The sequence below is a fragment of the Xenorhabdus cabanillasii genome (assembly GCF_003386665.1).
Classification (GTDB): Bacteria; Pseudomonadota; Gammaproteobacteria; order Enterobacterales; family Enterobacteriaceae; genus Xenorhabdus; species Xenorhabdus cabanillasii.
In genome coordinates this window covers 2,960,207-2,983,980 of the sequence record NZ_QTUB01000001.1, presented here as the reverse complement: position 1 = coordinate 2,983,980, position 23,774 = coordinate 2,960,207, and the positions used below count along the sequence as shown (strand labels likewise).

Below are 23,774 nucleotides of genomic sequence, written 5' to 3'. Positions count from 1 at the left end.
CAGACGCTATGTCTTTGTCTAATTAACAATGTCCGTTCTGTTGCCAGCTCAGATATTGTTCATATTTACGCAACGCGATATTGTAGTTACTGAAAGCGGACTGAGACAATTTCTCACTCAATTTTTCCTGAATTTTTTCTGGTGTAAACTCTTCTTCAGGATAATTACTTGATGTCAATAATTCATCCAGTCTCCGCAAACGAACTACATATTCACGTACTGTGCTATGGCTCATCTCTGTTTGTTCAAACAGATACTGTTTAAATGACATTATGTCGAAATAATCAGTTTGGCTATTGCAATAAATTTCACTACAGAAGCGGCACAGCGCTACAAATTTACCCTGTAACTCACTCCATGTTTTGTCATCCACCAATTCAGTCATCTCAGAAATGGCTTCTTTATTGATGACCTGACCGTTAAAAACAAGGGAAATACGGTCAAGCGTCTTATGACAATGCAAACAATGAGTCTGACTATGTTTATAGTCCTTAATATAACGGCTGAGAGGCCGTTTCTTTTGTGTTGTAACAGACATAAGAGATAAAGCCCTGTGTGTAGTCTTAACAAAAAACAAATAAGCAAAAAGTTACTTCTCTGGATTCAAACGCGCCCGCAGCCTTTTTATTGCCTGGCTGTGGAGCTGACTCACGCGAGATTCCCCCACATTAAGCACCGCGCCAATCTCTTTAAGATTAAGTTCTTCCTGATAATACAGCGTCAGAACTACTTTTTCCCTTTCAGGCAACGACTCAATGACATCGATAACCCGCTGACGGAGATCACCTTCCAGTAACTGTTGGAGAGGATTTGTTTCATGCTCTTCTTCAATCACCGGCTCACAGCTTTCACCATGAATTTCGTGCCATTCGTCATAAGAAAATAGTTGACTGTTATTGGTTTCTAACAGTATTTGCCGATATTCTATCAGATTAATCTTTAATTCTTTAGCAACTTCCTGCTCACTAGCTGGACGGCCTAACTCTTGCTCAAGTTTACGGATGGTTTGCGTGACTTCCCGTGCATTGCGGCGCACACTACGCGGCGCCCAATCACGGCTTCTCAGCTCATCCAACATTGCACCTCTGATGCGCTGCACCGCATAGGTGGTAAACGCCGTTCCCTGTAAGGAATCATAACGTTCCACCGCATTCAGCAACCCTATGCCACCGGCCTGAAGCAGGTCATCAAGCTCTACACTGGCAGGCAACCTTACCTGTAGCCTCAGTGCTTCATGGCGAACCAGTGGTACATAGCGCTTCCAGAGGCTATTTTTGTCCATCACGCCTTCGGCGGTATACAAATCGCTCACAACAACAGACACCTTTGGATAAGAGACTGGATACCATTATCCAATCACCTAATCGGTACAATCGTTTGAACAATGAAGTAAAAGCGCTTCTTTTTCACCTATGCGAAATTTTTGTTGTCCGCCCAAATGCATCGCAAGTTTCAGGCTGTCCCTGACAAACGTTAGAAAACCGTTTTTATCAAACAATTTCTATAAAACTGAGACTAAAAAATAAGGATCGGCAAGCCGATCCTTATTTTACAGGCGAGATCTATGCAGGTTACCCTGCATAAACCTTTATGCTGGAAAATAAAAATTAACGCAGCAGAGACATAACGGTTTGTGGGATCTGGTTGGCTTGACCCAAAACAGCAGTACCAGCTTGTTGCAGGATCTGACCACGGCTCATGTTAGAAACTTCCACCGCGTAGTCAGCGTCTTCGATACGGCTACGAGCAGCGCTCAGGTTGTTAACAGTGTTGTTCAGGTTGTTAACGGTGGATTCCAGACGGTTTTGTACCGCACCCAGGGAGCTGCGCAGGCTGTCGACTTGTGCCAAAGCGCTGTCCAACGCATCCAAAGGACGATCGTTAACGGTTGGAGTATAATCAGCCCCTTTCTTAACTGCGCCAGTTTTGTCATCAATGGTTGCAGTAGCATATTTGACTTCACCCTTTCCATCTTTATAAGACATCAGGTATTCAGGTTTAGCAGGAGTACTTCCTTCTTTTTCAAAAACCTTAACATCCGTCATCCCTGTCAGACCTGACTTGTCCAGAGCTTTTTCTTCTGTTTTTGCAGGTGCCGAACCTGTGGCAGCAGTAGTAACCACAATGGATTCTTTCTCTTTGCCAAAAGCAGAACCTTTAGTCGCATCAAATTCATTCAGTTTCAGAACAGTGCTGTCAATTTTTTTCAGATCGATAGCGATAGTTTCGTTGTCGTTAGCACCAACCTGAACCTTCATTTTGCTATCTTTGCTCAGAACTTTCACGCCGTTGAACTGAGTTTGTTCCGAGATACGGTCGATTTCGCTCAGGCGCTGTTTAACTTCGTCCTGAATAGAAGTGATATCGCTCTTAGAGTTGCTGCCGTTCTGTGCCTGAACAGTCAGTTCACGGATACGTTGCAGGTTATTGTTGATTTCGTTCAGAGCACCTTCGGTAGTCTGAGCAATAGAAATACCATCGTTTGCGTTACGGGCAGCCTGAGTCAGGCCTTTAACGTTAGCAGTAAAACGGTTAGCGATCGCTTGACCAGCAGCATCATCCTTCGCGCTGTTAATACGTAAACCAGAAGACAGACGCTCAATAGCAGAACCTAAAACGCCTTTAGATCTGGTCAGGTTGTTCTGAGCCAGCAGAGATGAATAGTTAGTATTAATGACTGATGCCATAGTAGAGTTCCTTTTAAAATCAAGTCGATATAATTAGTCTGAGCCTGTTTGCTCACGGTGTTCATCACCGCCAACAGTTTTATCGGCCCCTTAAAAAGAACCTTTAATATTTCTTGAAAAAAGTTTTTTATTTTTTTCTCCCTTTTCCCCGATAAGCCAAACAGCGCCTGTTCTCATCAATTATTCCGTCCATCAAAAAAATCATTTTGTCAGTAAACTTTTCACAAATTAATCCGATAACAAGTCCAGTGATGCTTTTTATTAAAAGGAGTCAATATGGCTAGCATTTCCTCAGTAGGAATCGCATCTGGGATAGATCCAAACTTACTGGATAAACTTGAAGCACAAGAAAGAAAACGTTTACAACCATTAACCCAACAACAAAGCAGCTATAAAGCTAAGCTAACCGGTTTCGGTACACTAAAAGGTAGTTTGGAAAAGTTAAAAAGTGCATCCGAAGAACTGAAAAAATTCGATAAGCTCAATACGACCAAAACAAGCGAAGATCATAAAACGTTTACTCCCAGTACAGATTCTAAAGCCAGTCCGGGTAACTATGTTATTGAAGTCAAACAACTTGCAAAGGCTCAGTCTCTGCGCTCGACGGCAGTTGCTGATGTAAAAGCCCAACAAGGAGAACAAGGTAAAGGCACTCGTACCATTATTATCGAACAACCAGGTGAAAAAGAACCCATGCGCATTTCCCTGAAAGATAATGAAACTTCTCTGACTGAAATCCATGATGCCATCAATAAAAAAGAGGGCAATGTTAGCGCCAGTATCATCAAAGCAGAAGATAAGGATAAAGATAATAAGAGCTATCTGCTCCTGACTTCGAAAAAAGCCGGCACAAAATCCGTCATCACCATCAAAGTTGAAGGTGATGATCAGTTGGGTAAATTGCTGAACTATACATCTGACGGCAAAGGTGGCGGCACGGGTGCAATGACACAAACGGTGGAAGCAACCAATGCGAAATTAACAGTCAATGGCATTGAGATTGAACGCCAAACTAATGAGATAAAAGATGCACCGGAAGGTATTACCCTAATCCTGAAAAAAGTCTCGGAAAAAGTCACAGAAAAAGTCCCGGGAAAAAGTGGCGAAACTCAGGAAGTGGTTAAACCAGAAACTTTGGTTGTATCCCGTAATATCGAACCAATGAAAGAAGCGATCAAAAAGTGGGTTGATGCTTATAATGAAGTACAAACTACTTTTGATTCACTGACCAAATTTAAACCGGTTGGAAAAGGTGAAGCGGCTTCGAAAGACAATGGTCCCTTACTTGGTGACAGTACTTTAAAAGGCATTCAAAGCCAGCTAAGGCATCAATTATTTACAGCCCAAAATGTTGCTGATATTGCTACCCTGAATAAATTAGGTATCAAACAGAAATTAGATGGTACGCTGGAAATCAGTAACGAAAAACTGGAAAAAAAACCTGAAAGAAAAACCTGCCAACGTTAAGGCTTTCTTTATGGGTGATGGAAAAAAAACGGGTTTTGCAACCCAGACTTATAATTTATTAAAAAAAACGTTGGATAGCCATGAAGGAACTATCGCAACAGTAACCGAAGGTATCAATAAAAGTCTGAAAACACTAGAAAGGCAAGTAGAACAGACCAACAGAAACATTGATGCTACGATGGCGCGCTATAAAAAACAATTTACAGCACTGGATAAACTTGTCACTTCAATGAACCAATCAAGTTTATCCTTGGCCCAGCTTTTAAAATAATAAAGGATATTATGTATCAACGTTCGGCAAGCCAGTTATACGCTCAGGTAGATCTTGAAAGCGAAATTACGAATGCCTCTCCTTATCAGTTGATTCAGATATTGTTCAATGGGGCGCTCAGCGCCCTGCGTCGTGCAATTATTCTGATGCAGCAGGGGAATATCCCGGAAAAAGGTTTAGCTATTTCAAAGGCGATAAATATCATTGATAATGGTCTCAAAGAGGGGCTTGATTTCGAAAAAGGCGGAGAGATTGCCCAAAATCTTTTTGCTTTATATGATTATATGAGTCGTCGTTTACTCCATGCTAATTTACGCAACGATGAGAAGGCTATTACCGAAGTGATTGATTTACTTACCGAGATTTCAGATTCTTGGCGGCAAATAGGTCCTCATTACAACGCTAGTCAGGATATTGTTTGATGAAAAATGATCTGGATCTTTTGTCAGCTTACCAGCAGATCCTTAATTTAAGTGAGCAGATGCTTGATTTAGCTAGAAATGAAAAGTGGGATGTACTTGTTGATATGGAAATCACCTACCTGAAAACAGTAGAAGTGGTTACTCTATTATCAGAAGATTCAGATGCTCCTATTTCATTGCAGCAGAAATTAACCAAAATTTTGCAAACCGTCTTAGATAATGAAAAAGAAACCAGGAGGTTATTGCAAAAACGATTAGATGAACTTAGCGATCTGATTAAACAGGAAAGCTGTAAGCAATTATTACATGATACTTATGGGCAATTCCCTATCAGTGATTATGAAATGGAGCTAACCCCTACAACAGAGAAGACATAAATATAACAACGGCACCATGATATTTGATATTTTATTAATATAATATTAATTAGTGGTATAGTTTATTGATATTCATTTCAGGTGGTGTCATTTAGTCACCATCCCTTTTTCGGGTAGTCTAATTTGGCATTATATTTTATGCATAACCTGCAAACTATCAATATAAAAATACAAACATTTTCAAAACAAAAAATTAACTCATGGATGATGGTAATGAATTTTTCAGACAATAAGCAGTCAGAATAATAATCAAAATTTATTATTAATTAAAACCCAGATATTCAACGGAATGATATGAAGAATTTTTTTAATTTTACGATATTAACCGACAGGCATCCACTGGCAAAAAATAAGTTACCGACAATCTATTCAGAATAGGGACCACTTTATTCCCAAACAATAGCAGCCCCTCCTTTATCGATAATAACAAATCGCCAATGGTTATTATTGGCCTCATCAATTATCTCAGAGAAGGAGGATTCATTTACCAATCCCACCTATATACCCTGTGGATTTCAAGATGCAACTTGAAAGACGACGGGTATATTGATATCACTCCTGGAAGTCATTAATATTCATAAACAGACAGGTCTTGGTGGCTGCTTAAGCAGTCACCTGCGATTGAAAATGAACCTGTCTTTCTCAAAAATTCCCCTACAATTAAACAAAATGAGGCTGTTATGACAAATGATATCTTACAGGCACTCACTTTATTAAAATCTAAAAAATGGATCGATTTAACACATAGTTTTGATCAAGACTCACCCCATTTTTTTATGTTTGACCCTGCTCAAATTAAAACACTGTTTAGTTATCCAGATGGATTCTTCGCTCAACAATTTACCTTTGTTGGGCAATATGGTACTCACATTGATGCCCCTTGCCATTTTATACCTGATGCTCGTTTCCTGAACGAATTGGAATTAAAAGAGCTAGTATTACCATTAATTGTCATTGACCAGTCAGAACGGGCAAAACAAGAACCTCATTTCTCACTGTCTAAAGATGATATTCTCCAGTTTGAAGCTACACATGGCATTATTGAAGCGGATACTTTTGTCGCACTAAGAACGGACTGGAGTAAACGCTGGCCATCTCAGGAAAAAATGTGTAATAAAGATATCAACGGAAATAACCAGACGCCCGGCTGGGGATTAGATGCTCTTAAGTTTCTTTTTGAAGAAAGAAAAATAAAAGCTATCGGGCACGAGACTTTTGATACTGATTCAGCCAAAGACTCCAGAAAGAATAATGGGTTACTCAGCGAGAATTATGTATTGGCACAAGATACTTATCAAATAGAAGTGATGACCAATTTAGATCAAGTGCCAACTCGTGGAGCGGTTATTTTTAATATTGTCGCTAAACCAGAAAAAGCTGCGGGATTTCCGGTACGTTCGTTTGCAATAATTCCATAACCCTCAACCCTATAATGTAGTTCAGGCTCTTTCTGGTATTTGACAGATGAAAATAACAAGCTTGAACTACTCATATTTCTTAAACTAAGATGTTTTCTTAAACCACTATATTTGAATATCGAATATCTAAAACTATCCCTTGTACCACTCATTAATAATTATTTCCGCTTCTTTACTATGGATCTGATATGGGTGTTTTTTATCATAAGATCCAATAAACCATATGGAAAAACCTTTAAAATAGGATTTTGGTTCCATTGTTTCTCTATAAGCACGCCATCCATTAATTTGTATTTCCGCCGAAAATACATCTGAGGTCAGTGGATTCCACGGAGTTCGCAGTCCATATTCACATGCAGGAATATTAAACCCACCAAAATATAGCGGTTTTTTAGTTGAGCGATGTAACCGTTCAATTTGGTAAATAACTTCTTGATCACGATTATAAATAGTCGTTGAAAACAAACATTCTATTACTTCTTCATAAGATGGAACTTTCTTATCTGAAAGTTCAAACCAGCAGTCGATGCCGACAAAATCCACTTTCTTTAAATAAGGCCGGTTTATCCTCTGTATAAATTTAGCTTCATAGGAAGGATCCCAAACCGCCGTTATCCACGAATTCATCTGATATATAACGTTACCATCATATTGCTTACGGGTAAAATCGATAACATCATCCCAATACCCTTCGGCATACTCCATGTGAATAAAATTAGAAGCAATTTTTAATCCATAAATATTATATTTATTAGTTATTGAATCAAAAATATCTTGTAATACAACTGCTTTCCAATTCCAGAAGAATTCATTAATATCGTTTGGATTCCATTCCGTTTCACCAATGGAACCTTGCTGGATGAACGGGAACGGCTCAACGATGATTTTTATATCATGCTTTAATAATTCTTTAATCAGATTAATAGCATGCTGTTTTTGATATTGATTCACAGTAAACTTAGAAGATGTTACCTCTGGAATATCGATTTCAACAGGTACATTTACGGTATTTAAATTAAATCGCCTCACATCTTCTAAGATTTTATCTATATTAATGACATCCTGTACCTGTATATTACCTGATTTTATTTTATCTTTTTTGATAGTATTTCTTTGCACTAATTGCTGAGAAGAAATGCTTTCCATAATCACCTCGGATAGTTAGCCAATTTATTTAGTTGTCAATGATGTACTTTATCCTCTTCGGAAAAGAAATGATGGTATAAATTTACTTGAGGTGAAATTTTTTATGAAATGACTTTTGTTAACGGTTAGGAGGATATCCCGATGGGATTTTATTTTAAACAGTAAGATGGCTGTTCAAACAACCATCCTTACTTGAGTATCCATAACTCATTGAAAAAGTTTAATCATCAATATTAATGGAATGTAATTGGGGCTCCTAAACCTGCATATTCATCATTTGAATGAGTAGGTTATGCAAAGCGTGTTAGTTCATGCAATTTCAAGTAAAGCAGACAGTTACCACGAATATCACTCAGCCATTATGTGCAAGATTGAGTAAATTTGCGGTAATTTTTTGCCCCATGTGTGCCCCAAGCTTTCAGACTGGCTCTCTAAGACAATATAGTCCAAATCTTAAAGATTTTATGGCATCCGATTATGAGGATCCTGTAACTTCTTCTGGTCCGTATCTAAGGACTGATTTAAGGTCAGGTGGTGGAGTAACTTTAGCATCATTCCGTGTCCGCCCCCGCAACATAGCATTCAATTACATAGTAAGAGCCGCTTAATTCTGAGTTGGTACATATACCAACCTCACCATTTCAGCATCAGGGGCAATTCGCCCCTGTTTTTTGGTTGAATGGATTGATTTTAATCCAGTGTTAATTGTGTCGGCCTGCATCCATAAAGTGCGGCTAATTTTTCCAGTGTTGCCTGGCGGGGGCGTTCTGCTTTTTCAAACTGGGAAACTGCGGCCTGCTTTATTCCCAATTTTTCAGCCACTTCGGTTTGTGATAAACCTCGGTATATACGCCATGCAGCATGAAGGGGGATTTTTTCATCAACCATAATACTAATGACTTCATGAGGAATGGTTTCATCATCATTAGCCCCTTTGGTGTAAGGGATGCTGACATAATCTTCATCATGATCCAGCGCTGCAAGCAAGCGCTCATACTCCGCAATAGGCAGTACGACAGCTTGCTTGTTGCCGTTTTCATCTGTAATAAACTGGATACCCGCCATATTATCTCCAATAGTGTATTGACCCTGACGCAAATAGAGGAAAAAGCAGGCGGGAATACCCGCAGTGCCAGTCAATAAGTGTTAGTTTGTCTCCAATTAACTTCCTGCACGTCTAAAATCTTCGGTTCGTTACCTGAAAGTTCAAACAGTATCCGGTAATCACCCATCCTCAATCTGTACTTCGCTTTTGTTCCCTCTAATTTTTTGATATCCAAATCCACAAGCGGGAAAGCAGTCAGCAAAGAAACTTTGTTTTTTATTTAAAATAAAACACTTATATCCAAATAAGCATTCATGATGACATGATGATTATTTAACCTTAAGAGCAATGTTTCGGCTGTTCGGGCCGCTCAATATCGGTAACCGTCTCTGCTGGAGTGGTTTAATGATCCCGACACCTACCTCACAAGCCTGCTAATCTGATTAACAGTGAACGTGAGGGATGACGATGAAACTGAAACAGCCAAGATGCCACTATTCTGCTGAATAGCGCCCGGTGGCCGGTTGTCGGAATATGCCAGACACTGAACGTCTCACTCAAGTCGCGTCAGCGTCCCGTCGACACGGCGCGTGCAGTTACGGGCCCGTGTCCGCGAACTGTACAACCAAAGTCGCGGGGCGACAGGCAGTCGCACGCTGAGCCATTCGCTCACGAATGAAAGCCAACCGGTTGGGTGCTGGAAGGCCAGACGGTTAATACAGGAATGCGGTCTGCAAAGTCGTCAACCGGGGCTTACGGTTATCGTCCGGCGGGGAAAGAGCATGTTGCTTCCCCGAACCTTTTACAACAGAATTTTACCCCGGCATGCCCGAATACCCGGTGGTGTGGAGATATCACATACATTCGAACAAAATCAGGCTGGCGTTATCTCGCCGTGGTGATGGGTTTGTTTTCCCGCTGTGTGGTCGGCATGGCCATATCGTCTTCACCGGATGCTGAATTGGTCTGCCGGGCACTAAACAATGCGCTGGAAACACGCCATACAGAAGGTCGGCTGATTTTTCATTCGGATCCGGGGAATCAATACAGCAGCAAAAAAAATTCCGCCGCTGACTCTGGCGAAACAAGATAATTCAAAGCATGAGCCGCAGAAGCTGCTGCCTGCTAGCTGAACAAAACTATCGGCACACACGATCAGATGAATTTCGGCACTATCACATTCACCCTTTGGTTTTGATTTGTACGGCTCTGAATTTATAGGTTGGGGTCACCATCTTGTCCTGAGCGGCAACAAGCTGTAACTCAAATTCCCCTCTTTTTTGCGTTTCCAGCATGACTTCATAAACTCCTGCGGTAACATGTTCCAACGCAGCCTGTAATGCTGAATTTGTTAAAGACGGGCTTTTCAGCAGGTTAACGAGAAATAAGCCACTGGTTAAATCACCTATTCCAACAGGTTGACGTTCACCGGTATCGATCAGTGGCCGGCTGATATGCCAGCTATTTTCTTTAGTCACCAGTAACATTTCGAAATTATCTTTTCGGTATCCTGCACGACTGAGATGTTTAACTAAAACAATTTCAGGGCCTTTTTCACACAGTAAACGAGCTGCGGATATTGCTTGTTCTACATCTTTGATTTCCCGCATAGTGAGTGTTTCAAGTTCCAGTAAATTAGGTGCAATGATGTCACTGACAGGTAACGCCTTTTCAGTGAAGAATTCAGCCACTCCGGGAGCAACAATACACCCTTTTTCCGGATGTCCCATAACAGGGTCACAGAAATACCATGCCTCAGGGTTAGCTTGTTTAACCTGCTTCACGATATCAAGGATATAGTTTCCCTGCTCTGCCGAACCAATATAACCACTCAGTACAGCATCACAAGATGCTAATTTATCAATTTCACCAATTCCCTGCACAATTTCAGCCAGATGCTCCGGTGGCATCACACAACCACGCCATTGTGGATATTGAGTATGGTTAGAAAACTGAACTGTATTTAATGGCCATACGTTCACTCCCATGCGACACATAGGAAAAACAGATGCACTGTTTCCTGCGTGACCAAAAACAACATGAGACTGAATTGAAAGAATATTTTTCATGATAAGGCCTGATTTATTATTTTAGGAGCAATGCTTAAAAACCATGTTTAAGAACCATAATTGGCTTAACAATCTGATATTTTAAGGGCAACAGTAACGTTGCCCTTTAGTAACACTTTTATGGATTATTTCCAATTAATGAGGCAGTAATGTTTTTTACCACGGCGCAGTAAAGTATAACGTCCAAACAGACGGTCATTATCAGTAAACACATACATAGGCTCAGACTGTTTTTCACCATTAACGGAAACCGCATTGGAACTGATCATGGTCCGCGCCTGCCCACGGGAAGGAACAAATTCAGCAGTCACCAGAGCCTGTTGCAAGTCAGCATCCTTCTCAAGTTCAATTGCTGGCATACCATCCTGCGCTAATTGCGCAAAATCATCTTCGGTCAAATCAGCCACAGCGCCAGAGAACAAACTTTCAGTAATGCGTTTCGCCGCAGTAAGACCCGCTTCACCATGTACCAGTCTGGTAACCTCTTCAGCCAGAACATACTGAGCACGCGGAGCCTTAGCGCTGTTCTTATCTTCTTCTTCCAATGCGTTGATTTTTTCAATGCTCATGAAAGTAAAGAACTTCAGGAAACGATATACATCAGCATCTGCTGTGTTAACCCAGAACTGGTAAAATTTGTATGGGCTGGTTTTCTTAGGATCCAACCAAACTGCTCCACCTTCTGTTTTACCGAATTTGGTGCCATCAGATTTAGTAATCAGAGGTACTGTCAAACCAAATACTTGTTTCTGATGTAAACGGCGTGTTAAATCGATACCTGAAGTAATATTGCCCCATTGGTCTGAACCACCAATCTGCAATTCAACACCGTATTTTCCATTCAGGTTAGCAAAATCATAAGATTGCAACAGATTATAAGAAAACTCAGTGTAGGAAATACCAACATCATCACGGTTCAGGCGCTGCTTCACCGCTTCTTTATTGATCATCTGGTTAACGGAAAAGTGCTTGCCTATATCACGCAGGAAAGTCAGTACATCCATTTCGCCAAACCATTCATAATTGTTGGCTAATTCTGCACCATTTTCACCTTCAAAATCGAGGAATGGTGAAACTTGTTTACGAATTTTTTCCACCCACTCTTTGACAGTTTCCTCTGTATTTAATTTGCGCTCCACAGCTTTAAAGCTCGGATCGCCAATCAGACCTGTCGCTCCACCTACCAACGCTATCGGCTTATGCCCTGCCAGTTGGAATCTTTTTAAACACAGCAAGGGAACCAGATGGCCCAAATGCAAGCTGTCAGCGGTAGGATCAAAGCCGCAATAGAGAGAGACCGGACCTTGCGCCAGTCTTTCCGCTAACGCCTCTTCATCCGTTACCTGGGCAATAAGGCCCCGCTCTTGCAGTTGTTTAATCAGGTTATTGCTAGACATCAATGACTCCATCGGTTTGTATTCTGTAGTTATACCTTTTGTCTTTCAAGTTGCAGGCTCTGTCGATTATGTTCACTGACTGTTGCACTGCAACTTGCAATCTATTAGGCATATATAGTTGTCGCAATTTACTATTATATTGCTGGCGTTAAATCGCGAGCTATAGCATAAAACGCCAGTAATATAAGTGCCAGTATTAAAAATGGTAATTGATACAGTTAAGGCGCCAGACGATCAATATGCCACTCATCTCCTTCTCGTTGATACAGAAAACGATCATGAAGACGATTAGCTCCTCCCTGCCAAAACTCTACTGAGTCAAACTCAACCCGGAATCCCCCCCAGAAACTGGGTAACGGCACTTCGCCATTCTGGAATTTCTGTTTCAGCTCTAAAAACTTACCTTCTAAAATACTTCTGGCAGAAATACGAGAAGATTGTTGTGAAGCCCAAGCAGCAATCTGACTATCTTTCGGGCGGCTGTGAAAATATTTCACCACTTCAACAGGCGATAAACGCTCAGCTTTCCCCAGGAAACTAACCTGTCGCTCAAGCTGATACCATGGGAAATGGAGACTGATACGGTTATTTTGAGCTAAATGTTTCGCCTTCCGACTGCCAAGATTGGTATAAAACACCAGACCGCGGGCATCAAAGTGTTTTAATAAAACAATACGCTGATGAGGCTGACCATGCTCATCGACCGTCGCAATACACATTGCCGTTGGATCGCTGAGTTTGGCTTCACAGGCCTGTTTGAACCACAGTTCGAACAAATCTATCGGCTCTTTAGTAAGATCTTTCCGCCGTAATCCACCACGCATATATTCGCGGCGCAATTCTGCTATATGAGTTTCATTATGCTCTGACATTTTTAGCTCTCGACTCCTGAATGAATATCAGCATGACATTGTTATCTATCAGCAACAGGATAAATTGCCCCTAAAATTGTTGCCCTGTCCGCACCAGTTACTGATGGTAAGTTGCCCGGCAGACCAGACATTGTACGGAATGCCAGCCAGGCGAATGCTAATGCTTCCATATCATCACCACTCAATCCATATTTATCTGTTGTAGCAACTTCAGTATCAGGCAACAAAGCAGATAATCGATGCATGATGAGCGGATTTCTGGCACCACCACCACAAACCAACAAACGTTCACAACCATCATTCAGTAATACCTGCTCGGCAATACTCACTGCCGTCAGTTCAGCAAGAGTGGCTTGCACATCCTCTGGTTTGACATCAGGAAAATCAACTAATTGTTTTTCCAACCATGCCATATTGAAGTATTCACGCCCCGTACTTTTCGGTGCAGTACGCGCGAAGTAAGGATCAGACAACATTTTCTGTAACAAATCCTCGTTGACGTACCCTTCACCCGCCCATTGTGCATCTTCATCATAAGGCAGTTGTTTATGACGCCATGTCCAGGCATCCATCAGCATATTCCCCGGCCCGGTATCGTATCCTTTGACAGCAGAATTTGGCAGAAGCGCAGAGATATTGGCAATACCACCAATATTAAGAATCACACGTCTTTCTGTCGGATGCCCAAGTACCGCCATATGGAATGCGGGAACTAAAGGTGCTCCCTGACCACCATACGCCATATCGCGGCGCCGGAAATCTCCTACAGTTGTAATGCCCGTTAATGCGGCTACACGATTATTATCACCGATTTGCATGGTAAAAGGTTTTTCGCCATCCGGCTCATGCCATACAGTCTGACCATGACACCCAATCGCTGTAATATCATTTGCAGTTAACCCGGCTTTATTCAATAATCCTTTTACTGACTCAGCAAAAAGCGTCCCTAGTTCATAATCAAGCTGCCCAACTATTGATAATGTTGTTTGCTGCCCCTGACAAATAGAAAGTAATTTTTGTTTAAGTTCCTGAGGAAATGGATGGCTATAACTTTCCTGCTGTGTAACCGCCTTATCACTAATCTCTGCTAAAATAACATCAACTCCATCCATGCTGGTGCCTGACATCACACCAATATAACGTCCTGACTTCATAAATATTCTCCTATTTAAAGAATGGATTACATTTGTAAATAAATTCTGTGTAACTATAAAACACATTGATTTGGACTATATATGCTTAACAAGGAATATAAGAGATAAAATCTGAGTTTTGGAGGACTCTTCACAAAACATGCTAAACTTTTGGTCAGGATTTATTCCTATTGGAGTTCATCGAGAAATTTATTATATATTTAGAGATAAGCCATTAGTGTATAGAATAAGTAACTCGCAAAATTATTATGCTTGTTACTGACCATAGTAACTGAATACTTGGTTGTAGGTTTATTACCAGTTTTCTCTCGTAGCATTAAAATTAGGAGTAACTATGTTCAAACGTTTCCTGGTTGGTGCAGTTGTAGCAACAACATTATCCGGATGTGCTGACATGGGAGCACTTTCCAGCGATACCTATTCGATTGGTCAAGCCAAACAAATTCAAAACGTTGCCTATGGCACTATTCTGTCTGTCCGTCCAGTGACTATTAAAGGTGGTCAAGCTGGTGATCCTAATGTGCTGGGTCTGGTTGGTGGAGCAGTTTTAGGTGGATTGTTAGGAAATACCATTGGTGGTGGCTCTGGTCAAAAGCTTGCAACAGCCGCAGGTGCTATTGCGGGAGGAATGGCGGGTCAAGGAATTGAAGGTGTTCTCGATAAAACAAAAGGTGTTGAGTTGGAAATTCGTACTGATAGCGGAAGGAATATCGTTGTGGTACAAAAGCTGGATCAAGTTGTATTCAATAAAGGGCAACGAGTTAAAATCGTCGATAGTGGTGATTCGACAACGGTATCGCCTATTTAACATTGTTCAATGTATGTTTAAACAGAAAATCGCGGAACTAAATCTTGGCAATCCGTGATTTTCTGTTTATCGATTAATTTTTATATTACCTGTTTATGTAATTGGTTAATATTTTTTTCGATTTTTTTTATTACAGAAGCGAGCAGAATTAGCTCATCATGAGTAATTCCCTCCAAAATTTCTTTCCTCGTCGAACCAATAACACTATCCACTTCTTTGATAAAATTTTCCGATTCTTCGGTTAATTTGATTCTTTTGGCGCGCCTGTCATTAGCACATGTGTGCCTTGTAATGAGTTTTTTTTCTTCTAATTGATCTAAAGTTCTTACCAAGGACGGTTGTTCGATACCAATAGCTTTCGCAAGTTGTATCTGTGACTGCTCCGGTGGTAACAGACTAATATTATACAGAGTAACCCAATGTGTTTGAGTTAATTTCAACGGCTTCAAACGATGATCAATTAAAGCGCGCCAAACACGAACTAAACGTGCCAGGTCGGATCCCAATGTCAATTCCAATTACCCCTCCTTATAATTAGAGACTTATATAACATCAATGAATTATCCAATCAGTTTATTCATATGAATAATGGATACGCATCCTATATCACGCTCACATAAGTAGAGTCAGATATTTCGCTAATTACTTAATTAGTGTCGCGTTGGCCTGTTACTTAAAAGTTGACATCTTCGTTGCCCTAAAGAGCGAAGTTTTACAGCGCATCGAATAAAATCGCGCATTAATTCACCAACGATATGAACTGTATAAAATAATCCTTCAGCTAAACTATTAAGATTTTAAATATCAACGAAACAAATACAAACTCTAAAAAATAGATACAGTACCGCTCGGTTAAAGTTCTATAAGAATAACCGCCATCCAAATACTAATCTATATATTTTTACATTAATATCATTTTTCTCTTACAGTTACAGCCAATAAAACGATAAAAATCATTAAAAACAATAAGATAAACAATTAGCGTGATTATTGTTCAATAATTGATTGTTTGATAAGAAAATTTTACCGAAAGACTTTAATTAGTCAACTGTCGTAATATTTTTAAATGACCTATATACGCAATAAACTTGAAGATGCATGACAACCCGTGACTTATGGTATTGATTTTTAATCATTAATTTTAAAATCAAACACTTAAGAAGCAACGCTGAGTGCTTCCACATATTGAATTCGCTCAGGTAACAGGTTCGCCCGTTTTAAGACGGTCTGAAACAGACTGGTTTGTTGCTCTTTATTGGGTTGAGCAAATGATTTGGTTTTACCGCCCGAATTATGACCGGTAGCCGACACCACACCATAAACATAGTGGTGCCGGTTTAATTCATCGCTGTTTATTTGCAAAAGTAAAGCCGCGCACCCTTCTGAGGTTCTGTATATCCTGAAGCCTTTTCAGAAAAACTGTGCATATCCTCTCCGCCTGTTTCAAACGGCGTCGCGGTGGTTTCTTCCGCTTTCCAGGGATTCAGAAACAGCGAAACGCCTCCCACAATAGCGTAGTCACAATCACCCGCTTCAAGTGCCTGACATACCATATCCAAAGCGACAAAAGCACTTGAACATGTTGTATCAACAACGATGGAGGGCCCATTAAAGTTGAAAAGAAAGAGACACGATTTGCCAGAAAACAAGGATCGTTCCCCGGAACAATAAATTCCTGACTTCCCTTATGCTCATCAGGGAACCTGTCTACATAAGGGAACCTCTAAAAACTCTCAATACAAAAAATAAGGTCAATGTTGCACTCACCAATAAATGACCTTATTGTGTATGACTTTTTCTTGCTTTTTCAGGGGAAAAAATAAACTCATCGCTTTTTCATCACATACCGAAATTAAAAGGCATGAAGGCCGGATTTTCCAAAATAAACCAAACGTTGTAAATCATAACAAGTGGCCTTCAGAATCATCGCAAAATTGGCTCGCAGCCGGCCTACCGTTCGGATGAGTTTGTCACCCATCTGGGAGAATGAACCAAAGATATGTTCTACCCGTGCCCGGGTTTTCGCTATTTTCTTATTTCGTCTTTTCTGACAGGCTGATAATGGCTTCTTTCGTAACGCTTTTCTCTGAATATGAACACGATAGCCCTGTTCCTTCAGCGCGTGTTCACGCATCTGGCTGGCATACCCTTTATCCGCATAAATGTCCCGGCTTGTATTTGACCGTTCCAAAACGGCTTCAAAAAAACTGGCTATCATGTGCGGAGGCGGTTCCTGTCGCGATGTTGCGAATCACTTTATATTTTGTATCGACATTAATGGTAAGTTTATAGCCAAAATAACTTTTACCGTGCTTTTTCGTCCAGGTTGCCTCGGTATCTTTCTGGCATCGTTTGTTTGCTGTCCAGTCATCAGGGGTTTTACCCTGACGAATTTGTTCATTCTCTTCTTTCTTATTGTGTTGCTTAGGAACCGGAATCAACGTGGCATCAATGACTTGGCCACCTCGGGGAATGAATCCCTGTGCCGAAAGCTGATGCTTCGCTTCTTCAAACAATGCCTTGGCCCCTTCCTGCCCAATCCGTTTTTCGAAATACCCAATCGTGTTACGGTCTGGAATATTAATGACATCGGTCAAGCGACAAAAACGTTGCCAGCTCATTCGGTCAAGCAGTTGATATTCCATCTTTTCATCAGAAAGATTATGGAAATGTTTCAGGATAATGATGCGAACCATCACCTCAGTCGGGAATGGCGGGCGTCCGCCTTTGGGAGAAATAATCCGTGGCGCGACACGGTCTACGGTGTCAGCCAGTGCCGAGAAATCAACATATTTATCAAGAACAAGCAGCGGATCACCTAATTCATCGATTTTTCGACGGTGATATTCGGATGCCAGCTTGTCTTTTTTTAAAGCAGAACGAGGCGGTATCATGACGGCGCTACCTTGCAGAGATGTACTGTGTCTACATTTTACTCAATTTTGTGGCTGTGAAAAGTTTTTGGAGGTTCCCTATAAAGAAACGCAAGATATTTCCGTCGGATGACTCGGCGAAAAAAGTGATCTGGTTGGCCATTCAGGCCGCTTCTAAAAAATGGACAATGCCGATCCAAGATTGGCGTCTTGCGATGAGTCGATTTATGATTGAATTTGGTGACCGTTTAAACGGTCACATTTAATGAATATGAAAATGGCGATTACACAAAATCGTAAACAAGGTCTATTGGTTCATGGGGGCATTTTAACTGTAAGCTGGAAATTTCGGCGTTTCTGACTTACAACCCCCATTAGTATAGTTAATAGAGATGAGTACACAATTGTTCTGAATCGTTTAATCTAAACCCTCTCAATTGGTGCAGTCGTCTTCTGAAAATGACAAATGTACCTAATATCAAAGCAGTACGCGGGTAGCCGATGCTATTGCGAAAGGAGCGTCCCCATCTTCATTAGAAACACTCCCATCAACAAAATTGCCTCTGTAGCTCTTAATGTTAGGAGAGTTTCCCTCCATGTCTATTTTATACATCCACATTTTTTCGTTATCTCCTATAAAATATACGGTAGCTTCGCTATTCTCATAAATAACCGAAGGAGAACTGAATACCTTAGTCCTGTTATTAACCAGCCTTCCATCAGTAAGAAAGTTCCCAGCCTTAGCGCCGTGAGCAACAAAAGTTGCGTAACGTAACTCATTGTATTGACCTCTATAGAATACGGTATATTCCCCTCTCTGAGCGTTATATATTAAACTTGGACTACCAGTGACCGTTATACCGCTATAAGTTCTCTGTTCTGTCACACTCTGACGATTAAAATCAATATTAAAGCTCGCAAGCTTTTTATCAGAGTTTACATAGAAGACTTGTGCACCATTATCGAGATGATTATCCAAATGCACCATAGATGGGTATCCAGAAATGGGATATTTCTGTAACTCAGTATCCAGCGTAGAGAGCGATGCGAGGTTTATTCCGTGATTATTACTATCATCACTACGAAGACAACCAACATTCAAGATGCCACGGGATCTTTGATAAAAAAAATAGACATTAACAGAGTTCGGATCCGAATAAGGAACAATAGTTGTTTGCGTAGTAAGATCGGTTTCTATATAACTACCGCTCGTGACATCAGCTAACACTATGGTATTTTTGAACGGAATCAAAAATCGATTCTGTCTTAGAATCATATATAGCTTTTCCGGTCTGGTAGGAGTTGGAAAACCTTTATATAAAAAACCTGTAGGATTAGCATCACTTCTTTCTGTATACACACTTTCCACTTTTTTTGGCTTTATCCAGTTCCTTTGATCAACAGTAGATCGTACAACACTCCCGTACCGTGAGTTTTTCGATCTGAAGAATACATAGTGGTAGCTCATATGATACACCTCCTTGAACACTTTTATTAATTGTTATTTATATACTATATTTTCTTCTTTATTTTTCTATTTCATTATTCACTCTCCTAATAACCTAACTATGAAATTTCATCATAATTAGGTTATATTCCATATTATGTAATTCTATTTATAGATTACATTTAAACCATTCTTAAATCATATTCGCCATTTTCATTTCTCATTATTCTTAAAATTTTTCTACCCCCACCTTTATTAAACCCTTTTACTTCGCGTGTGAGTGTATCGTGTTTATAATGAAATTCATCACCAATACAATACATGATATAGCTATCATCGCTCCAATAATCTTGGAAAACCCAAATAGTATCTGTTCCGAAGACGTTTTCTTTATTTGTTTCAATTGATAGTCTAATGGGCTTCCATGCTTCTTCTTGATTACCAACCCATGGAACAGCTATATTGAAATTACCTGTTTCTAGACTTTGAAGTACATAACTTTCATTGTTTTTTTCACCTACTACAATGACTATTTCACTTTGAGTTTTATTCATAATCTTAGTGATGTATGTTAAAGCCATTTCAAATCTCCTTTTTATCACAGTACTAATAATATTGATTAATGTTTATTAATATCTAGGCATTTCTGTTATTGATTAGAACGATTAATTACTACCATATAGATAAATCATATAGAATATGAAACACAAGATTTGACAGGATACTGATATAAGATCGAGGGCGTTCAGTATTCTGTGTCACGATAATTTAGCCGCTATAACGTTATCGCATTATCCAGACGCCCTTCAAAGTAAATACACAGCTGAGACAGCGTTAGGTTCCAACTTTGGATTGGCATCGTCCATTTTTCCTGGGCATTGAGAAACCCCAGATAAAGCAGTTTGAGCAGGCAGTTTTCATTCGGGAACGCGCCTTTTGTTTTCGTCAGTTTTCTGAACTGACGGTGTACCGACTCGATAGCGTTCGTCGTGTAAATAACCTTGCGGATAGCCACCGGGTAACAGAAGTAAGCCGACAGATTAACCCATTTACGACGCCAGCTCTGGATGACAACCGGATATTGCTGGCCCATTTCATGTCCAACTCGTCCAGGGCGCTTTCTGCCGCTTCTTTTGAGACCGCCCGATAACTGGCTTCAGGTCAGCCATGAAGGCCTTGTGGTGCTTTGAGGCCACGTACTTGAGCGAGTTGCGGATCTGGTGAATGATGCACAACTGAACCTCGATTTGTGGGTAAATGCTGTTGATCGCTTCCGGGAAGCCCGTCAGCCCATCAACGCAGGCGATGAGGATATCTTTCCGCCCACGATTTTGCAGGTCAGTCAGCACGGATAACCAGAAGTTAGCGCCTTCACTTTCAGAGAGATACAGGCCGAGAACCTCTTTTTTGCCTTCAAGATTGAGTGCCAATACGGTATAGACCGCTTGACTCACATAGCGCTCATCCTCACGGATCTTGTAGTGGATGGCATCCAGCCAGACGAAGGGGTAAATGGCGTCCAGTGGCCGCTGTTGCCACTGTTTAAGCTCAGGGATGACCTTGTCAGTCACGGCGCTGATAGTGGCGCTGTTACGCCGAATTTCACGGCAAGGTGGTGCGATGAACGTCGATGCGCTGAGCTATTTCACTCACTGTGCATCTTTTCTCTGACAAAAGGATTTCAATTTGGTATCTTTTTACCTTCGGTTAGCTGCTGGTATTTCATGCTTTACACTTGTCTTGCCGGACAGGAAGAAGCAGTTTATCAGTCGCTAACTTCCCGCCAAAATCTCTTTACGAGTGTCGTCGCACTTATTATATGAATTCGGGTCTAAACCTATTATTTAATGTTAAAGCGGTTGATGAATTTTAATTCCTATTCTACTTTCGATATCCAGAAGGATTTCATCGGCTATAAGATTTGCTTTATCCAGATCATTATGCGCCACCATAATCCTACCTAACACTTCATTTTTATGAACATTTCGGGAATGTAATAACTTATCAGCATAAAAATTAACCAAGTTCGGATTGTTTTTAATATCATCAACATAAAAATCATCTGAAATTATACCATCAGCTAACGGCATAATTTTCCTTACTGTAACAGCCCTATTAGCCATTGGTATATTAATAGGACCATTGGAACACATGGCAATTGTAAACAATGCAGGGTAGATTGATTCACCTGTAGCTTGACGGTATATCTCAGGCATCACCCCTCCCATAAGCCGTGGGTTAGCTTCGACGAGAATTGGCCCTGTTTTTGTATACATCATCTCAATGTGGAAAATTCCATGATCCAATACCAAAGCTTGGCAAACTGATTTTGCATACTCGAAACATTTAATTTTCTGTTCATTTGAAAGAGCAGCCGGCATAAAAGACCCTAGTTCAACACATTCATTAAATCTTGATTGTGAACGACCACTAATCATAAACGGAAAAAACAAACCATTATATATACCAACTTCTGCTGAGATTAACATCCCTGACAAAAATTCTTCGATGAGAATACCTCTTGAAAATATCTCTCTATAAGGCAGTGCAATATTTTTACCAGCATTTAGAATATCCATTGCTGCTTCAGTAACTTCCTCATGTGTAGAAACTTTTACTGCATGTAAACTGTCGAAACCGCTGACCGGTTTAAAAATAAATGGTGGGGTATATTGTGCGAAGATAGCGTTAGCTTCATCAAGCGTATAGGCTACCCAAGAACGTATCGTCGGCACATGATGTTTTCGCAGGATTGCCCGCGCTTTACGTTTATCCCTCGCATTTTTCACTCCTTGCAGATTGGTAAAGGGGATATCACAGCGTTTGCAAGCTTCGGCTACCGCTTCAAGACTAGGTTCGTTGGGGGCAATCACCCCGTCAATGGCCTCATGACGCAGAATATTGCCCAACAGATATGCAATCTCATCAACATCGGTGCCGTTTTGCATATCAACTATCGTATGTAGACGCTCCAGGACCGACTGCGTGTAAACATTGTTTTGATAAAAAGAGACATTGCTCTGACGAAAAAATGTCACTTTATAACCCTTCTTTAATGCTTCGTCCATGCTTTGTATCGCTGAATTATTAGCGTCAATAAAAACTAGATGTTTCATAGTGTTACCTCATTAGCGAGTTTTTGTGTATTTTTTAACGTCAGTAGCAAACAAAGAACAAGAAACCCGCAGAACACCGCTGAATTGAGCCAGAAAGAGGGGGCATAAAATAAACAGCCGGTGCTGATCATCCCGCCAATCGAGGTGGCAAGTTGGAATGACGCATTCATCACCCCGTTTAGAGTACTGCGTTCAGCGTTGTCAACTTGTTGATAAACATCGAAAAAAATCAGCGGGTTAATTGACGATCTTACCCAAGAGAAAAGTGAGAAAAGCACTGTTTGAAGAACGATGTATCCAGCTAACATCGGCATCAACATGACGGAAACCATCGCAATACTAAGCAGTAAAACAATTAGGCTTCCAGTGCTGGCAAAGATTTTATTGACGCGGCTAATTGTTGTAGAGGCGACCAGCCCAGTAATGCCAGAGAACATAAATAAAATAGCGAGCTGATAGTTGTCACCGACGCCGGTTTTGCTCAGCCAGTAGGCATACATACCAAATACAACGAATACCGACAGGCCAAACAGAGCATACAGCAGTAGGTAATTCAGTACCTGCCGGTTGCGGAGCAGGGAGGTGTACTTTGCCAAATAGTTTTTGAGGTTGATACTTTGCACCGTGACAGGCTTTTCGGCGTCCAACAGTAGTAGCATCAACGTAACGCTGATGATGAGTATCACCACTAATAGCATAAACGGAAAGTACCAAGCAATCTTATCACCGGAGAGTATTCCTAGCGGCAAGGCTACCAGTTGTGCGAACGACGCTGCTCCCTGCACAATTCCCGTCACAAATAGTCGATTTTCCCTATTAAAAAACTCCATGATCAGTGGGAAAATGGTCGCACCCATCATCGGCACGAAAAAACCGCTAAGGATACGGAAGGTTATGAGTTCTTGGATATTGGTAGAGAAGATTGAGCCGGCATAGGATAAAACACAGCCGGTAGCTCCAATGAGGATAAATTTCTTTTTACCGTATTTATCAATAAAAGGGCCATACAACAAATTGCCGAAGAAGGCGATAAAAGGAAATGCACCCAGTAACAGCGCAATATGATGTTCGTTAGCTGAAAAATGATGTTGCAACGAAGGCAACATCGGGTAAATAAAGGATATATTAAAATTAACAACAAAATAGCAGAGGCAAAATATCGTTATTAGCCCACTTTTTTTCATTTTTAATCCTTAAGGCCACCA

The 23,774-nt window shown here is 40.7% G+C and carries 21 protein-coding genes and 5 pseudogenes; 8 read left to right on the top strand and 18 right to left on the bottom strand.

Annotated elements, in window-relative coordinates; all coding sequences use genetic code 11:
* Nucleotides 1-22 precede the first annotated feature (22 nt).
* From fliZ to BDD26_RS13980, 3 genes are all read right to left on the bottom strand, one after another.
* A complete protein-coding gene (gene fliZ, locus BDD26_RS13990) occupies nucleotides 23-538 on the bottom strand; it encodes a flagella biosynthesis regulatory protein FliZ (protein ID WP_038259499.1) in 516 nt (171 codons plus the stop codon).
* 51 nt (nucleotides 539-589) lie between these two features.
* Entirely contained in the window at nucleotides 590-1,312 is a 723-nt protein-coding gene (locus BDD26_RS13985) for an RNA polymerase sigma factor FliA (RefSeq protein WP_038259498.1), read from the bottom strand.
* Nucleotides 1,313-1,607: 295 nt separating this feature from the next.
* On the bottom strand, nucleotides 1,608-2,687 hold the full coding sequence (locus BDD26_RS13980) for a FliC/FljB family flagellin (RefSeq protein ID WP_115826865.1): 1,080 nt from the start codon (nucleotides 2,685-2,687) through the stop codon (nucleotides 1,608-1,610).
* A gap of 276 nt (nucleotides 2,688-2,963) precedes the next feature.
* Between BDD26_RS13980 and fliD the strand changes: the two are divergent.
* The 4 genes and pseudogenes from fliD (at nucleotide 2,964) to BDD26_RS13960 (ending at nucleotide 6,642) form a co-directional block, all read left to right on the top strand.
* A pseudogene (gene fliD / locus BDD26_RS13975) lies at nucleotides 2,964-4,425 on the top strand (flagellar filament capping protein FliD).
* Between the two features lie 11 nt (nucleotides 4,426-4,436).
* Entirely contained in the window at nucleotides 4,437-4,847 is a 411-nt protein-coding gene (fliS, locus tag BDD26_RS13970; RefSeq protein WP_038259495.1) for a flagellar export chaperone FliS, read from the top strand.
* Nucleotides 4,847-5,224, top strand: a complete 378-nt coding sequence (gene fliT, locus BDD26_RS13965) for a flagella biosynthesis regulatory protein FliT (RefSeq protein WP_038259494.1) — start codon at nucleotides 4,847-4,849, stop codon at nucleotides 5,222-5,224. Before fliS ends, fliT begins: the two co-directional genes overlap by 1 nt.
* Nucleotides 5,225-5,904: 680 nt before the next feature.
* Nucleotides 5,905-6,642 carry a cyclase family protein gene (locus BDD26_RS13960; RefSeq protein ID WP_038259493.1) on the top strand — a complete coding sequence of 246 codons (738 nt, stop codon included), beginning with the start codon at nucleotides 5,905-5,907 and terminating at the stop codon, nucleotides 6,640-6,642.
* Between the two features lie 132 nt (nucleotides 6,643-6,774).
* On the opposite strand, the gene BDD26_RS13955 is transcribed toward BDD26_RS13960, so the two are convergent.
* Together BDD26_RS13955 and BDD26_RS13950 are read right to left on the bottom strand one after the other, a co-directional pair.
* Entirely contained in the window at nucleotides 6,775-7,788 is a 1,014-nt protein-coding gene (locus BDD26_RS13955; RefSeq protein WP_115826864.1) for a glycoside hydrolase family 113, read from the bottom strand.
* 690 nt (nucleotides 7,789-8,478) lie between these two features.
* A complete protein-coding gene (locus BDD26_RS13950; protein ID WP_115826863.1) occupies nucleotides 8,479-8,853 on the bottom strand; it encodes a helix-turn-helix domain-containing protein in 375 nt (124 codons plus the stop codon).
* Nucleotides 8,854-9,423: 570 nt separating this feature from the next.
* On the opposite strand from BDD26_RS13950, the pseudogene BDD26_RS20930 reads away from it, so the two are divergent.
* A pseudogene (locus BDD26_RS20930) lies at nucleotides 9,424-9,522 on the top strand (hypothetical protein); the annotation flags it as partial.
* Between the two features lie 35 nt (nucleotides 9,523-9,557).
* Nucleotides 9,558-9,926: a DDE-type integrase/transposase/recombinase gene (locus BDD26_RS13940; RefSeq protein WP_115826861.1), complete on the top strand. Its 369-nt coding sequence runs from the start codon at nucleotides 9,558-9,560 to the stop codon at nucleotides 9,924-9,926.
* An 88-nt stretch (nucleotides 9,927-10,014) separates the two neighbouring features.
* Here BDD26_RS13940 and pdxY read toward each other — a convergent pair whose 3' ends face one another.
* The 4 genes from pdxY to anmK all read right to left on the bottom strand — a co-directional run bounded on the left by pdxY (nucleotide 10,015) and on the right by anmK (nucleotide 14,325).
* Nucleotides 10,015-10,902: a pyridoxal kinase PdxY gene (pdxY, locus tag BDD26_RS13935; protein WP_115826860.1), complete on the bottom strand. Its 888-nt coding sequence runs from the start codon at nucleotides 10,900-10,902 to the stop codon at nucleotides 10,015-10,017.
* Nucleotides 10,903-11,027: 125 nt separating this feature from the next.
* A complete protein-coding gene (tyrS, locus tag BDD26_RS13930) occupies nucleotides 11,028-12,299 on the bottom strand; it encodes a tyrosine--tRNA ligase (RefSeq protein WP_115826859.1) in 1,272 nt (423 codons plus the stop codon).
* 218 nt (nucleotides 12,300-12,517) lie between these two features.
* A complete protein-coding gene (gene pdxH / locus BDD26_RS13925; protein ID WP_115826858.1) occupies nucleotides 12,518-13,171 on the bottom strand; it encodes a pyridoxamine 5'-phosphate oxidase in 654 nt (217 codons plus the stop codon).
* Between the two features lie 41 nt (nucleotides 13,172-13,212).
* On the bottom strand, nucleotides 13,213-14,325 hold the full coding sequence (gene anmK / locus BDD26_RS13920; protein WP_038265698.1) for an anhydro-N-acetylmuramic acid kinase: 1,113 nt from the start codon (nucleotides 14,323-14,325) through the stop codon (nucleotides 13,213-13,215).
* Between the two features lie 334 nt (nucleotides 14,326-14,659).
* On the opposite strand from anmK, the gene BDD26_RS13915 reads away from it, so the two are divergent.
* Nucleotides 14,660-15,133 carry an outer membrane lipoprotein gene (locus BDD26_RS13915; protein WP_038265700.1) on the top strand — a complete coding sequence of 158 codons (474 nt, stop codon included), beginning with the start codon at nucleotides 14,660-14,662 and terminating at the stop codon, nucleotides 15,131-15,133.
* Between the two features lie 80 nt (nucleotides 15,134-15,213).
* Here BDD26_RS13915 and slyA read toward each other — a convergent pair whose 3' ends face one another.
* The 4 genes and pseudogenes from slyA to BDD26_RS13895 form a co-directional block, all read right to left on the bottom strand.
* Nucleotides 15,214-15,651, bottom strand: coding sequence for a transcriptional regulator SlyA (gene slyA / locus BDD26_RS13910; RefSeq protein ID WP_038265702.1), 438 nt, complete (start codon nucleotides 15,649-15,651; stop codon nucleotides 15,214-15,216).
* A gap of 637 nt (nucleotides 15,652-16,288) precedes the next feature.
* Complete coding sequence (locus BDD26_RS13905) at nucleotides 16,289-16,495, bottom strand: hypothetical protein (RefSeq protein ID WP_170140412.1); 207 nt, start codon at nucleotides 16,493-16,495, stop codon at nucleotides 16,289-16,291.
* On the bottom strand, nucleotides 16,486-16,782 hold the full coding sequence (locus tag BDD26_RS13900; protein ID WP_170140411.1) for a beta-ketoacyl synthase N-terminal-like domain-containing protein: 297 nt from the start codon (nucleotides 16,780-16,782) through the stop codon (nucleotides 16,486-16,488). Before BDD26_RS13900 ends, BDD26_RS13905 begins: the two co-directional genes overlap by 10 nt.
* A 203-nt stretch (nucleotides 16,783-16,985) precedes the next feature.
* Nucleotides 16,986-18,024 (bottom strand): annotated as a pseudogene (locus BDD26_RS13895) (IS5 family transposase).
* A 74-nt stretch (nucleotides 18,025-18,098) separates the two neighbouring features.
* Between BDD26_RS13895 and BDD26_RS13890 the strand changes: the two are divergent.
* Nucleotides 18,099-18,272 (top strand): annotated as a pseudogene (locus BDD26_RS13890) (IS256 family transposase); the annotation flags it as partial.
* Between the two features lie 212 nt (nucleotides 18,273-18,484).
* Here the strand turns inward: BDD26_RS13890 and BDD26_RS13885 are convergent.
* The 5 genes and pseudogenes from BDD26_RS13885 to BDD26_RS13860 all read right to left on the bottom strand — a co-directional run bounded on the left by BDD26_RS13885 (nucleotide 18,485) and on the right by BDD26_RS13860 (nucleotide 23,753).
* The gene (locus BDD26_RS13885; RefSeq protein WP_115826855.1) at nucleotides 18,485-19,474 is read right to left on the bottom strand and encodes a hypothetical protein; all 990 of its coding nucleotides are present in this window, start codon (nucleotides 19,472-19,474) and stop codon (nucleotides 18,485-18,487) included.
* Between the two features lie 161 nt (nucleotides 19,475-19,635).
* A complete protein-coding gene (locus BDD26_RS13880; RefSeq protein WP_038265684.1) occupies nucleotides 19,636-20,034 on the bottom strand; it encodes a hypothetical protein in 399 nt (132 codons plus the stop codon).
* 194 nt (nucleotides 20,035-20,228) lie between these two features.
* Nucleotides 20,229-21,024, bottom strand: a pseudogene (locus BDD26_RS13875) (IS256 family transposase).
* A gap of 279 nt (nucleotides 21,025-21,303) precedes the next feature.
* A complete protein-coding gene (locus tag BDD26_RS13865) occupies nucleotides 21,304-22,569 on the bottom strand; it encodes an ATP-grasp domain-containing protein (RefSeq protein WP_115826854.1) in 1,266 nt (421 codons plus the stop codon).
* Entirely contained in the window at nucleotides 22,566-23,753 is a 1,188-nt protein-coding gene (locus tag BDD26_RS13860; RefSeq protein ID WP_115826853.1) for an MFS transporter, read from the bottom strand. The genes BDD26_RS13865 and BDD26_RS13860 overlap by 4 nt, the downstream gene beginning before the upstream one ends.
* Between the last annotated feature and the right edge of the window lie 21 nt (nucleotides 23,754-23,774).

Excerpts from the sequence above, each read along its gene's own strand:
- fliZ (WP_038259499.1), bottom strand. The coding sequence starts at position 538 with ATGTCTGTTACAACACAAAAGAAACGGCCTCTCAGCCGTTATATTAAG.
- BDD26_RS13980 (WP_115826865.1), bottom strand. The coding sequence starts at position 2,687 with ATGGCATCAGTCATTAATACTAACTATTCATCTCTGCTGGCTCAGAAC.
- fliS (WP_038259495.1), top strand. The coding sequence starts at position 4,437 with ATGTATCAACGTTCGGCAAGCCAGTTATACGCTCAGGTAGATCTTGAA.
- fliT (WP_038259494.1), top strand. The coding sequence starts at position 4,847 with ATGAAAAATGATCTGGATCTTTTGTCAGCTTACCAGCAGATCCTTAAT.
- BDD26_RS13960 (WP_038259493.1), top strand. The coding sequence starts at position 5,905 with ATGACAAATGATATCTTACAGGCACTCACTTTATTAAAATCTAAAAAA.
- BDD26_RS13955 (WP_115826864.1), bottom strand. The coding sequence starts at position 7,788 with ATGGAAAGCATTTCTTCTCAGCAATTAGTGCAAAGAAATACTATCAAA.
- BDD26_RS13950 (WP_115826863.1), bottom strand. The coding sequence starts at position 8,853 with ATGGCGGGTATCCAGTTTATTACAGATGAAAACGGCAACAAGCAAGCT.
- BDD26_RS13940 (WP_115826861.1), top strand. The coding sequence starts at position 9,558 with ATGCGGTCTGCAAAGTCGTCAACCGGGGCTTACGGTTATCGTCCGGCG.
- pdxY (WP_115826860.1), bottom strand. The coding sequence starts at position 10,902 with ATGAAAAATATTCTTTCAATTCAGTCTCATGTTGTTTTTGGTCACGCA.
- tyrS (WP_115826859.1), bottom strand. The coding sequence starts at position 12,299 with ATGTCTAGCAATAACCTGATTAAACAACTGCAAGAGCGGGGCCTTATT.
- pdxH (WP_115826858.1), bottom strand. The coding sequence starts at position 13,171 with ATGTCAGAGCATAATGAAACTCATATAGCAGAATTGCGCCGCGAATAT.
- anmK (WP_038265698.1), bottom strand. The coding sequence starts at position 14,325 with ATGAAGTCAGGACGTTATATTGGTGTGATGTCAGGCACCAGCATGGAT.
- BDD26_RS13915 (WP_038265700.1), top strand. The coding sequence starts at position 14,660 with ATGTTCAAACGTTTCCTGGTTGGTGCAGTTGTAGCAACAACATTATCC.
- BDD26_RS13885 (WP_115826855.1), bottom strand. The coding sequence starts at position 19,474 with ATGAGCTACCACTATGTATTCTTCAGATCGAAAAACTCACGGTACGGG.
- BDD26_RS13880 (WP_038265684.1), bottom strand. The coding sequence starts at position 20,034 with ATGGCTTTAACATACATCACTAAGATTATGAATAAAACTCAAAGTGAA.
- BDD26_RS13865 (WP_115826854.1), bottom strand. The coding sequence starts at position 22,569 with ATGAAACATCTAGTTTTTATTGACGCTAATAATTCAGCGATACAAAGC.
- BDD26_RS13860 (WP_115826853.1), bottom strand. The coding sequence starts at position 23,753 with ATGAAAAAAAGTGGGCTAATAACGATATTTTGCCTCTGCTATTTTGTT.